Source organism: Acetivibrio ethanolgignens (assembly GCF_001461035.1).
Lineage (GTDB): Bacteria > Bacillota > Clostridia > Lachnospirales > Lachnospiraceae > Velocimicrobium > Velocimicrobium ethanolgignens.
Window position 1 is genome coordinate 1 of the sequence record NZ_LNAM01000206.1, and the last position, 12078, is coordinate 12078.

The 12078-nt window shown below is 32.2% G+C and carries 18 protein-coding genes and 1 pseudogene; 13 read left to right on the forward strand and 6 right to left on the reverse strand.

Annotated features, from left to right (window positions below; all coding sequences use genetic code 11):
- Positions 1-44: 44 nt before the first annotated feature.
- Positions 45-998, forward strand: coding sequence for a phage tail tape measure protein (locus ASU35_RS16455; protein ID WP_058354064.1), 954 nt, complete (start codon positions 45-47; stop codon positions 996-998).
- Between the two features lie 548 nt (positions 999-1546).
- Here ASU35_RS16455 and ASU35_RS19485 read toward each other — a convergent pair.
- Positions 1547-1720 (reverse strand): hypothetical protein, encoded by a 174-nt coding sequence (locus ASU35_RS19485; RefSeq protein WP_156059458.1) that lies wholly within the window; start codon positions 1718-1720, stop codon positions 1547-1549.
- 353 nt (positions 1721-2073) lie between these two features.
- Between ASU35_RS19485 and ASU35_RS16460 the strand changes: the two genes are divergently transcribed.
- The 7 genes from ASU35_RS16460 to ASU35_RS16485 all read left to right on the forward strand — a co-directional run bounded on the left by ASU35_RS16460 (position 2074) and on the right by ASU35_RS16485 (position 6066).
- Positions 2074-2286: a hypothetical protein gene (locus ASU35_RS16460; RefSeq protein ID WP_058354065.1), complete on the forward strand. Its 213-nt coding sequence runs from the start codon at positions 2074-2076 to the stop codon at positions 2284-2286.
- A gap of 291 nt (positions 2287-2577) precedes the next feature.
- The gene (locus ASU35_RS16465; protein ID WP_058354066.1) at positions 2578-3087 is read left to right on the forward strand and encodes a hypothetical protein; all 510 of its coding nucleotides are present in this window, start codon (positions 2578-2580) and stop codon (positions 3085-3087) included.
- A gap of 111 nt (positions 3088-3198) precedes the next feature.
- Positions 3199-3390, forward strand: a complete 192-nt coding sequence (locus ASU35_RS16470) for a hypothetical protein (RefSeq protein WP_058354067.1) — start codon at positions 3199-3201, stop codon at positions 3388-3390.
- 119 nt (positions 3391-3509) lie between these two features.
- Entirely contained in the window at positions 3510-4262 is a 753-nt protein-coding gene (locus ASU35_RS16475; RefSeq protein ID WP_058354068.1) for a phage antirepressor, read from the forward strand.
- Positions 4259-4426 carry a hypothetical protein gene (locus tag ASU35_RS19490; RefSeq protein WP_156059461.1) on the forward strand — a complete coding sequence of 56 codons (168 nt, stop codon included), beginning with the start codon at positions 4259-4261 and terminating at the stop codon, positions 4424-4426. The genes ASU35_RS16475 and ASU35_RS19490 overlap by 4 nt, the downstream gene beginning before the upstream one ends.
- A gap of 168 nt (positions 4427-4594) precedes the next feature.
- Positions 4595-4777 carry a hypothetical protein gene (locus ASU35_RS16480; protein WP_058354069.1) on the forward strand — a complete coding sequence of 61 codons (183 nt, stop codon included), beginning with the start codon at positions 4595-4597 and terminating at the stop codon, positions 4775-4777.
- A 296-nt stretch (positions 4778-5073) separates the two neighbouring features.
- Complete coding sequence (locus ASU35_RS16485; protein ID WP_058354070.1) at positions 5074-6066, forward strand: hypothetical protein; 993 nt, start codon at positions 5074-5076, stop codon at positions 6064-6066.
- Between the two features lie 236 nt (positions 6067-6302).
- Here the strand turns inward: ASU35_RS16485 and ASU35_RS16490 are convergent.
- From ASU35_RS16490 to ASU35_RS18950, 4 genes and pseudogenes are all read right to left on the reverse strand, one after another.
- Positions 6303-6443 (reverse strand): annotated as a pseudogene (locus ASU35_RS16490) (zinc ribbon-containing protein); the annotation flags it as partial.
- Positions 6444-6667: 224 nt separating this feature from the next.
- Entirely contained in the window at positions 6668-6832 is a 165-nt protein-coding gene (locus tag ASU35_RS19495; RefSeq protein WP_156059463.1) for a hypothetical protein, read from the reverse strand.
- A complete protein-coding gene (locus ASU35_RS16495) occupies positions 6832-7557 on the reverse strand; it encodes a phage antirepressor (protein ID WP_058354072.1) in 726 nt (241 codons plus the stop codon). The genes ASU35_RS19495 and ASU35_RS16495 overlap by 1 nt, the downstream gene beginning before the upstream one ends.
- 117 nt (positions 7558-7674) lie before the next feature.
- Entirely contained in the window at positions 7675-7848 is a 174-nt protein-coding gene (locus ASU35_RS18950) for a ribbon-helix-helix protein, CopG family (protein WP_242861310.1), read from the reverse strand.
- A 334-nt stretch (positions 7849-8182) separates the two neighbouring features.
- On the opposite strand from ASU35_RS18950, the gene ASU35_RS16500 reads away from it, so the two are divergent.
- The 5 genes from ASU35_RS16500 to ASU35_RS19505 all read left to right on the forward strand — a co-directional run bounded on the left by ASU35_RS16500 (position 8183) and on the right by ASU35_RS19505 (position 11682).
- Positions 8183-8782, forward strand: a complete 600-nt coding sequence (locus ASU35_RS16500) for an NYN domain-containing protein (protein WP_058354073.1) — start codon at positions 8183-8185, stop codon at positions 8780-8782.
- Between the two features lie 169 nt (positions 8783-8951).
- A complete protein-coding gene (locus ASU35_RS19785; RefSeq protein WP_058354074.1) occupies positions 8952-9188 on the forward strand; it encodes a hypothetical protein in 237 nt (78 codons plus the stop codon).
- 140 nt (positions 9189-9328) lie between these two features.
- The gene (locus tag ASU35_RS16510; RefSeq protein WP_058354075.1) at positions 9329-10108 is read left to right on the forward strand and encodes a hypothetical protein; all 780 of its coding nucleotides are present in this window, start codon (positions 9329-9331) and stop codon (positions 10106-10108) included.
- Between the two features lie 659 nt (positions 10109-10767).
- On the forward strand, positions 10768-11514 hold the full coding sequence (locus tag ASU35_RS16515) for a phage antirepressor KilAC domain-containing protein (RefSeq protein WP_058354076.1): 747 nt from the start codon (positions 10768-10770) through the stop codon (positions 11512-11514).
- On the forward strand, positions 11515-11682 hold the full coding sequence (locus tag ASU35_RS19505) for a hypothetical protein (RefSeq protein ID WP_156059465.1): 168 nt from the start codon (positions 11515-11517) through the stop codon (positions 11680-11682).
- A gap of 144 nt (positions 11683-11826) precedes the next feature.
- On the opposite strand, the gene ASU35_RS19790 is transcribed toward ASU35_RS19505, so the two are convergent.
- On the reverse strand, positions 11827-12078 hold a 252-nt coding region (locus ASU35_RS19790; RefSeq protein WP_172794665.1), incomplete at its 5' end, for a hypothetical protein.

Sequence of the window (12078 nt, forward strand, 5' to 3'; positions counted from 1 at the left end):
GATATCATAGCAGAATGACAGTTGTTTGTCAGTAACGCTGTGTTTTGAAGCACTTACCAAAAACTGGCACAGATGTATTAGATGCAGTGACTGAATTCAAGCGAGCCGGTTATGATATTGCTGATAGTATGAAATATGCTGAAGAAGCACTAAAAACAGCAAATATCTCTGAAAATCTAAAAGATGCAAGCCAAAATGCTAGTAGCCTTGTGAATATTATGAAAGGTTTTCAGAATGAAACACCTGAATTCGCTAAGAAAATAAATGATGCGGTTAACCAAGTGTCAAATACTGAAGCTGTAAACTTTGATAATTTGATTGATGGTGCAACAAGATTATCTGCTGTTGCAGATCAAGCAGGATTGTCTTTTGAGCAGATGCTTGGTACATTAACTGGTGGTTATGAAATCCTTGGCAATATGGAGAAAGTAGCTACTGGTCAAATTACTATTTTCTCTCGTTTACAAGCAATTCAGTTAGATGGCGAAGAAGAAGTATCTACTGTTGCAAAACTACAAGAAAAGTTTAGCAATGCTACTAAAGGCGCTGTTAATATTGTAGACCAAACATCGGGACAATTAAGAAATGTATATGATATTCTTGATGACCTTGCTGGAGTATGGGACACACTTGATAAAAATACTCGTGAAGCACTTGCTATTGAAGCAGCCGGAATTAGACAAAAACAGGTATTTCTCGCACTTATGCAGAACTGGAAGGGTGTTGAAGATGCTGTTGAATCTGCGAAGAATAGTCTTGGAAGTGCAGACGAGGAAAACGAAAAATATATAAATAGTATTCAGGGTAAATTAGAAAATCTTGAATCTGCTACTCAGAAACTATCAAAAACTTTGATTGATTCCGATTTAGTAAAGTTCTTTGTAGACCTCGGAACGACTGGTGTAAAAGCAATTGATGGTCTTATAAATGCATTAACACCACTAGGTACAGCCGCTGCTATTGGTGGTGGATTGCTTGGAGCAAATGGTATCGGTTAAAGAAATATTGTTGATTCATTTTTCTTTACAGAAAATTGGATATGCCGATTGGTAGCCTCTTCGTGAGAAGAAAAAACGATTATGTTTATACATAAAAGGGTTATCAACCTATCTGTCCATGATTGTAGAAATACAAAGCAAATGATAGGAACTTAAAAATAAGTTAATAAAGTGCAGATATGGCATACTATATATATGAATTTAAAAGGTCATATATATTCGGTATGTAACCTTGTTGTAAGGTTCTGGAACGTGCGGAATACGCCAATAATGGTGGGCTAAAGCATAATCAGCAGGTGACAGTCTAATAGACTAACCTCATCGACCAGATAGCACCACGGAGCAATTCGTGAAGATAGAGTCAGCTACTAGCACCCTGTATATGTGTGAGTACAACAATATACAAAGTTTGCTATTCTTTATAATAGTAAGGATTTCTCCTAGCCGTAAGTGGAAAGAAACGGAGAATAATAAAGAAGAGGGCTACCACAAAGATAGTCCTCAATGAATGAAAGGAAAATAAATATTGGCATATACAAAGAATAGAATTAATGATGCAAATTAATATTTATGTCTTTGGACATCATTTTGGAAAGTGATTCAACTTTGCTATTGTTTAGATTTTTACTAACATGGGCGATGTAGCATTTACCTAATACAGTAGCAATATGACACAATCCATAGATTAGTCCACCACCTACAAGTATTTTTAATACTTCCAACTCTACCCTCCCTTCTTGTAGAATTTCATAAGATGGGAAATTGTATTGGTCAGAACGACCAGAATATTTATTTCCAAATTCGTGCCAAATTACTACAATAGGCACTACCACATGGTATTTCTACCAAGCACTTGCCGTGACAACGGACTGAGATGTGGTAACTCAAGTCGCAGTTTGCTTGGTATGATTATACCATATTTTGTAAAATAACTGTAGTTGGAACATCTATTCGATTTTCCATATAAATCATGAATTCTATGTCAATTCGTGTAGCATGAAAAATCTTTACATCATAACTTTCTTGTGCTACTCTTCTATTATAAATAATAAAATATAATTTTAGGAGGTACGCTATGGCACGAGGACGTAAATCATTGTCACTAGGCGAGCAACTTGAAAAGATAACAGCAGAAATTGAGAATATGGAAAATTCTCTTAAAGAGATGAAAAAGGCAAAGAAAGATTTAGAAGAACAGATTAAACAGACAAGACTTTCTGAGTTAGATAAACTTATCACTGAAAAAGGATTGAGTTTTGAAGAAGTAAAAGAATTGTTAAACAAATAAAGAAAGCCAAACATATGTTTTTGTTAATTATGTTGAAATTATATTATAAAGTTAGGCTATTTTTCTACTGTTCATTTTCTCATAATTGTGTATAATATAAGTAAGAAATCAAGTTTGATTTCTACCTTTCGCAATGTAGGACAAAAAACATTGTATTTTGTTTCAAAAATGTTTCGCAATGTGCAACAAGCAACATTGTATTATGACACAATTCCCTTTCGCAATGTAGGACAAAAAACATTGTAAGCCCTATATTTTTATATAGGGCTTTTCTTGTACAAAGGAGAGAAAATGGAAGAACATGGAATGTACTTTGGTAAGAATGAATTTTACCAAATAATAAGAGATAATGGTGGCGTTTGGAATGACTCTAAGGAAAGACCAATAATATGTCTTATGAAATCTGTAGAATGTAATGATTTATATTGGGCGATTCCGGTCGGTAATTATGAGCATCGAGATGAAGAAAAAAAGAAAAGAATCGAAAGATATATGAATTATGATAAAAAGGATATTCGCTCTTGCTTTTATCATGTTGGTAAAACAAATGAGAAATCTATCTTCTTTATAAGCGATGCTGTTCCTTTCACAGAAAAATATATTGAAAGAGAATATAAAAATAAATCTAAAAAGATACATATCGTGAAGAATAAAATTTTGTTGGCTGAATTGGAATATAAACTAGGTCGTATATTAGAACTTGAAAACAGAAAACCTAATCATTTTAGACAACATATTACTGATATTAAAAATTATTTAATAAAAGAATTAGAAACAGAAACTAACAAAGACACCAACTAAGGTGTCTTTTATTATGTAGATTACTCTTCTATAAAATAATTTAGAATAAAGTATTGACATCTAACCTTTATAGTATTATAATCAATACTGTAAACAAAAGGAGGTATATAGATGTCGGATGTAAGAGATGTATTTATTACTGCTGAAGTATCTCGACAATTAGATATAACTCCTGCATATCTTGTTAGATTGGCAAAGTCTTTAAATTTACCTGAAACTGATTTTAGGGAGACATCAAAAGGAAGTTACTTATTTAACAGAAATGCAATAGAGTTGATTCAATCTAATTTGAAGAGAAAATAATAAGAACCCCTGCTATCTTTGGTCGGATGCACAGAGGTTCATACATAGTAAGATTCTCTTACTCTTCTATTCTACTATACTTCTAAAATTTTTTCAAACAAATTTTGGAGGTAAATTTTATGCAGAGTGAAGTGTTAACGGTTATCCAAGAAACCGTAATTCTTGGAAAAGATGTAAGGCTTTATCGTAGTATTGAAGAACCACTATTTGAAGCAAGTGAAGTTGCTGGTTGGTTAGGTGTTCAAAATGTAAGTCAAATGCTTAAACAAGCAGACATTGACGAATCTGAAAAGGCTATATTTTTAAAATATACCCTTGGTGGCAATCAAAAAACTTTATTTATTACAGAGGATGCAATGTATGAAGTACTTATGCGTTCTCGTAAGAAAGAAGCAAAACCATTTAGAAAGGAAATTAAGAAGTATCTCAAATCAATTCGTCTTACCGGTGCAGCTATACCAGAAGGTCGTGAACAGGAAATGGTAAACTACTACTTCTCTTCTCTCTCATCTGATTTACAAGGACAGATTGTAAACGAACTTATTGAGAAGAATAAGGAATTACAACAGTTCTATGATGACCTTATGAATACTGAAGGACTTATGCAGATTAATACAGTTGCAAAAGAACTTGGCATTGGCGAATATACTTTATTTGCTTATCTAAGAGGTAAGAAAATATTCTTCTATGACAAAGATAAGGTGAATGTTCCTTATGAGCGTTTTCGCAAGGAAGGAAAGTTTGTTGTAAAGGAAACACCTTGTCACGATGGGAATATACGTGCGGTTACATATGCTACAAAGAAAGGTCTGGGATACATCAGGAAGATACTCCGTAAAGATGGATATTATAATACGGAGGTAACAATATGAATGTAGATATGAGTGAAGATCTTGTACGTGTTGTGATTCTTGATATTTCTGGTATATACGCACAGATACATAATCAAGGATATTTCGATAAATCTTTAATTGACGTGATTAAGAAACAATATTCTGATACTGAACATTGGCGAGTTATGGTATTGGACGAGTAATGAATAGTACATACAAATTTTACATAGATTTATAAACATAGAGATAAGGGTGGGTGGGAATAACCTACTCTTATTTGTGTGCTTATAAATCTCAATGTAAACACACAACGCAACTTCACATTGCGTAAGAAACTAACAATAGTATGATATTAAAAAGGAGATTTTATTATGGTAGAAAATTCTATATCAAGAACCATTCAATGGGATTCAAATATTGGAGAAGATTTCGACTTCGCAAAGAAAGCGATACTCAACATCTTAAAAGACCAAAAAGTATCGCTTTCAAAAACAAGGACTTTATTTAACAAAATTTTAGAAGAAATTGAGGATTTAAACCCTATTACTTATTGATTTAATCACAAGGGTTAATATTATGACAATCTTCTAACCAATCAACACCTGCATACTGAACTGTTGCAGTCCATTTATCGCTTGCATATTCATCTGTTTGTATAAGTTTTTTATCACTTAAATATTTACCTGCTTTTTGAATAGCATCTCCACAATGCTTTGCTATATAAAAATAGTACGATATTTAAAACAATTGCAAATATATGTAAAAATTTTAATTATCAACTTCAAATTATGTGGATTTTTACCAAATTATACTATATAATGAAAGGAGTTGATATGGAGGTATGATAACGATGGTTAAAAACATTGAATGTACACAAACAAATGAAGTAAATTCCGAATACGAAGCATTATTTTCTGTTATTCACCCAATTTTAACTGGATTAGCTCTTTCATTAAAACAAGATATTGTTTCACAAGTTGGTGGATATGAAAAGATGTCATTAGAATTATTTACCCGATTATATGAGCCTGGGGATGGAGATTGCGGAATCTGCTTTGAGTATGCTGTTCATGAAGCAATTGTAAATAAAAATCCAGACGTATTAAACCGTATAGATTCTGCATTATCAAAATATTGTAAAATAAAAGGAGATACACCTTCGTCAATTTTATTTGGTGCTGAAAAATCAGGGCAACTTCATTTTATTGAAAGCGTAAAAGAGCATTTAACTGATAACTCACAGTTATTAACTGGTGATAGAGGTAAACCGATTAAATTAAAGAAACATATCGATGGTGTTGTTTCTGCTTTTAAAAAACAACAGGATAGAGCAAAACTTCCAAGTAGTATAAATGGTTTATGGAAAGCAGATTTATTTGTTGGAAATACATTAATGGATAATTGGGTTGGAACAACTGTAAAGATAAATGCGTCACAATTAGAATCTGCAAGAGGATTAAGACTTGGCATAGTTCCATGCAGACAAGGTAAAAATGATAAAATTATAAAGCATGAAACAAAAAATCTCATTATTTGCCCAGTACCATATGATAAGTCATTTATGGAAATATTTCTCGAAGGATGGAATATTGTAAAACAATTTATTCTTGCTCATGGTGAAATGCCATCAGAAATGAATTTACCGTCTAGTTTAGATCGTCTAGTTTGTAAAGAATTAGTTCAAAGACGTAAATTTCCAATAATGGGAGTTGTTGAAGTTTTGAAAGGTATGGGGCAACCACATCTCATGAGTGTTGAAGACAAAGAAACTACAATAGAATCAGACGATAATAATGATGTAATAATTAACCGGATTGTTACTCCTGTTTCTTTGATGAATTGAGTAAACGTAAAAGAGTCTTGTTTTTTTGACAAGACTCTTTTATCATGTGTAATAATATATTTATGTTAAATGAAAGGATATGATTTTTTTATGAACAAAATTATTTATTTAGCAAAACAGTTACTACCACTTACTTATCATTCAAAATACAGAGTCCAGAATGGATCAAAAGAACTCGCAATCTGGACTCAGTGGTTTGGTAAGCCATTTAATATAAAACGGTATACATTAGCTGATTAGTGGAAATCACTTCCTCCACATTTAGGGCAAGGTGGCATTGTATCAGAATCATCATCTAATACTACCACCTGTCCACAATTATCACAAGTGTATTCGCCTTTACCTGGCTTTTCTCCTGTTCTTGGCATATTATGTACCTCCTTCCATTTAGATAGTTACATTATATACCATTATTTGACAGTTTTCTATAGGAACGTATGTTTATTGAATATTCTAAAGAGAATCATCGTGGTCGTAAAAAGAAAGATGAAGTTATCAATCCTTAATTAGCATATAATTATGCTTCTTCAAAAAGGGCAGACTTATTATTGGTGGTCTGCCCTTTATAATCTATATTAAATTGTATATATGTATTTATTACTTAATCCAACACAAGAACTCGCCAACGTTCTGTATCGGAGTATTGCTGCTTGATTTCATCAACAGACGAATTATCAAAATAGCCCTGATTATGTATTTGAACATAAATTCCAGAAATATCGAGTACTACTACTCTTACAGTGTTATCAGGAATATCTTTAGTCATCAGGCTACCTCCTCGTTGTCTTTACGGATTATTTTGCATATGTAATCTAATCCCTTTTGCGTTACACGAGTTGTAGAATGTGATTTACCATCAGGTGAGATTGTATCAACAACCTTAAAGCATCCGTTCTTACGGAAACGCTCATAAGGTACATTGTCCGTTCCTTCGTAAAACAAGACTTTCTTACCACGAAGATATGCAAACAAGTGATACTCTCCCATTCCAACCTGTTTAGCAACTTGATTCATTGAAAATGTTCCGTCAGTGTCCATAATCATATCATATGTATCTGCTTTGGGTTGTAACTCTGATATAATTTGGTCTTTCTGAGCAATTGTTCTTTCAAGTATCTGATGTGCTCTTGCCATTATAGTTAAATCATCATCTTGTGAAGTGACTGGAATGTAACCGCCTGTCTTGCGGATTTGTGGAAGGACTATTTCAAACACCCATGTTTCAAACTCTTCTGCTGATGGTAATTTAGAACGAGTGATAAGTCGATATACATCTCCTTCCGGGATAACTTTGAATTCCTGTTGACGACCTAGCGAATCGCTACCCCATGTCATAATTGCTCTTTTACAGTGTTTATTGGTGGCATCACTAGGATTTTTATATCCTAATGCTTTAGCAATATCATTTGCTACAAAGTATGTCTTGTTCTCAACATTCATAATGCGAACAGAACCAAATTTTTGACTCATAAAAGTTTGGAGTTCATTCATATTTTTACCTCATTTCTTTATTGAATGGCTGCAAATTTTGAGGTATACTATATTTACCTCGCTATTCGTAGCTGGGTTATGTATAGAACGTTGTTTGTCTTGGTCGGCGGCAACGTTCTATTTTTGTTTCTTGAGTTTTCTTACTGCTCTCCTAACACCCTCTGGTCTGCTTACATTTTCTTGATTACAATACTCGTCAAGAATTTCTATGGTTTCTTCGTCAAAGCGGACACTGAATTGAGTTGTTTTTGGAGAATCAGTAGGTCTACCCATTTTCTTCTTGTTGGGCAATATTCTTCACCTCACTTTTGAAACCCATAAGTAGAGTATAGACTATTGAAACCCAAAAGTCAACAGTTAATTTGGAAAATTTTTCACCTATACAAATTAACTTGCATATGATAGAATAAAACTGAAGATACAACTGAACAAAAGTTCTGGGTTTACAAATCTCTAAAAGTGTGTATAATAGAGTATGTAGAAAACTTCTACACTAACTAACTTGTGGTCAACTGAACCACATTAACATTTTTATGTAGTATAACTACTACTATTAACGAACTGCATTAAACAATGCTGGGAGAGGTTAATTCCTCTCCCATTTTACTAAGGAGATTTTGTAAACATGGAACGAGTGTCATTATTTATCGATTTTTATAACTTTATTAGTAGTTCAAACGACTATCTAAATCAAAAATGTTTTATTGATTATACTAAGATACAAGAGTATTTCATTGATAAAACAACGCAAGTATATGGTAAAACTTACATATATGGTGGTCTTAATTTTGGAAAGATGTTAGATTTTTTAGAACATCAACCAAGAATAGATGTTATTCGTGGTGAAGTAGGAAAAGATAATAAAGAAAAATGTACTGATATAAATATTGCAACAGGTCTTCTTACTAAGGCGTTTCATAATTCTTATGATGTCGCTCTTCTATTTAGTGGAGACAGAGATTATAAGAAAGTTGTTAGAGAAATTAGAAGAATGGGTAAGATTGTTGGAATAGTCACACCTGATGGCGAAGCAAAAGATAATGCTAATGATTTAGCCAGAAATGTTGATTTCCATATTGTTCTTAATGAAACTTTTTATAAAAATTTTTGGATACCTAAAAATGGTAAGCCATATGAATCCATGATGGATAAACCAAGTCCTAAGAAGGATGACAAAACTTCAAAGGAACAAAATGAAACTAAGCATACAGAGGAAACAAAATAACTATTCCTCTCCAACTTAAAAACTACATATTCTATATAAATAAAAAGACTTTACATCAAATCGGTGTAAAGTCTTTGTGTGTATAAAATTATTACATACAAAAATATTTTTTAGAAAGAGGTGATTTATTATGGTTTAGTTATTCTTTCTTTTTCTACCAACATATAAAATGGCAGAAACAATTGCAGAAACACCCAAAACAAACATTGCTAAAATGAAGGCGAATAAATATGTTTCAGGTACATATCCAACACCACTAGGATCTGGTATCTTAAATATGAATGAGATTGAAAATGAAGATTACAGGATTGGTAAGAAAGGACAGTATTTATTCGCTGATACTGCTATCGAGAAGTTTCAGGCTTATAAGTCAGAATCTTCAAGAAGTAAAAAGAAAGTTATCTAGCTATTTTTTTAGTATTGATATTCTTCTAGTGGGGAGAAATCCCCACATCGTATGAACATATGTTTTGATAGATTTTTATATACTCTTGTCGTATAATGGTATAAAATGGTAAAAATACTATTATTCGATTGGAGAATATAATGGATAGGAAATTAGATATATCGGATTTTGAATTCGATTATATTGATAAGGTTAGTTATTATACAAAGAATAATCTTACTAACAAAACTATGCCAGCAATAGAACGTCATAAAATCTTAAATGGATTTTTACAGCTTATTGATAATGCTAACCGTGTTATTCGTCAATTAAACGCATATGATTCTTCTTCTATTTTAATTGCAGAAGCTAATTGGATGAAAAGAAATCATTTCAAAAAATATACACCTAATGAGGATGCTCCTAAAAAGGTTTTATTTGGACAAGTATGTACTATTGACTATGGCAAAACATATAAAGGTGAAATAGGATATATACATCCTGGTCTATGCGTAGGAAAGAAAGATGATAAATATTTAGTAATTCCTATGACAACCGGGAAAACATGGAGAGATAAATGCTATCATCCGATACATAATCCGAATATGACTAAGGAAAATAGACAATGTTGCACTTCTGAAGGATTTGAAAAAGATGGTGTATTATTAATGAATGATACAAAATTTATATCTGGTGGAAGAATATTAGAATTACATGAGATAATTAATGCAGACATTTTAGAACAAATAAAAGACCAACTATTTTATATGTTGTTTCCACAGATATATAATGAAACAGAAGAAATTCGCAAGAAAAATATTAAACTTCAAAATGCGAATGATAATATGGCAAAACAAATCAATAATCTAAAACATAAAAATGAAAAATTGTCAAAAAGAATTTTAGATTTTGAAGCTGACGAGCAAAATAAAAAATCTTGAATAAACTGTTGACATTGGGTATATACTATACTATAATATTGTTTAACGAAACAGGAAGTTTCACGGAACAATGTTATACCCCACAGAGTCCTGCCTATAAGTTATTCTGCCACTGGGTTAGTTAATAGAATTTAGGTGTGAGACTCACGGAGAACAATGAGCATTAGTATCTTTGGTACTAGTGCTCATTTTCTGTGTTCTTGTAAAATGTGATTATAGAATATAACCGAAAGGTGAATCTATTCTATCGTAGCATTTTTACAATGCAGTTTAAAGCATCTGCTAAACGCAGGTGCTTTTTATATTGCATTACTACTCTTACATTTAATTTTAAAATAATGCTTGACAATATATGTTGTAATGTTGTAATATTGTCTTGGAGGTGAGAACAATAGCCGAGAAGACAATTAACTTCAAAGTCGATGAAGAACTTTATAAAAGGGTAAAAATAAAAGTCATTGAAGAAAATATGACTTTAAAGGATTACATTATCCAACTTATAAAGAAAGACTTGGAGAAAAAGGAGTAAAAAACAGAACCACTGGTTACTTTGGACGGTCACACAGAGGTTCTGTTCAACTCACTACTGTCGCCAGTAGGGTAAATCTATTATACCTTATTTGCGATAGAATTACAACAAATTATTGGAGGTATATTAGATGAATGAAATTCAAAAGTTTGTCAATGAAGAATTTGGCACAATCAGAACTGCAACTATTAATAATGAACCTTGGTTTGCTGCAAAAGACATATGTGATATCTTAGGTGTTACAAATACAACAATGTCATTAAAGAATCTTGAATCTGATGAGGTGACTAAGTTAAACTTAGGCGGCTTAGAAGGAGAAACAAATTTTGTTAGTGAATCAGGTTTTTATACTCTCGTGCTTCGTAGCAGGAAAGAAATCGCAAAACCGTTTAGATTATGGGTGACTCGTGAAGTATTACCACAGATAAGACAGACTGGCGGTTATATTCCAATCAGTGAAGAAGAACCAAATGAAGTATTTTTAGCAAGGGCTGTTCAGGTTGCTAATGAAACAATTAAGCATAAAGACGAAATCATAGCAAGGCAACAGCAACGTATCGAATCCTTAGAAGAAACAGAAAAAGATTGGAAACTTCTTATGGATTGTAAAGGAACATTTAGTGTAAATGAGATTGCTCACTTTATTGGAATTGGTGAATATAAACTCTTCGCCCGTATGAGAGAAATCGGAATCTTGTTTAAGAATGAGAATGGCGACAATGTTCCATATGAGAAACCAGTACATAAAGGTAAGTTTACTTCTATTCCTGCTATTGCACCTGATGGAACTGCCCATTTGCAGACAAGAGTTTATCCAGATGGTATTTCTTACATAACTAAGTTACTTCGCAAATATGGTTATTTGGAGGTGGCTTAGATGAAACAATATGTTAAATGCTTGGCAATACTTATATCAAACTGCTACTCTTCCACTATTGTTGACGAGAGAAATTTTGGCATTGATGATACAAAAGGTATTTTAGAGTTCAATCAGAAATATGCAGATGATAAATATAGATGTTTTCAGGTTGTTCTTAATGATTAACACATATATGCAAATTCGGTCTTTTACATAGATAAGTAATAAATAAGTTTAGAAATAGGAGTATATTTGGCGGTATACTCCTATTTGTGTACTTATTTATTGTACATAGAAAATATAGAAAGGATGTGGTTAAATTGATTTGATTTATCTCATCTCACGTCCGTATTTTACATCATATATCTGGATTTGAGTAATTTGAGAACCGTCTGTGATATAGTTTATCCAAATCCAACTGTCTTCTTTATTTTGATTTGTTGGATTTTCTTCTACATTATTATTAAATATAACCATGTAGTTATCTCCACTTTTATATTCGTAAGAAAAATTATCTTCTATTTTATTTAGTGTCTGCTGATTAAGCAGACATTTGCAACTTCCAACTCTTACATCTGCTCC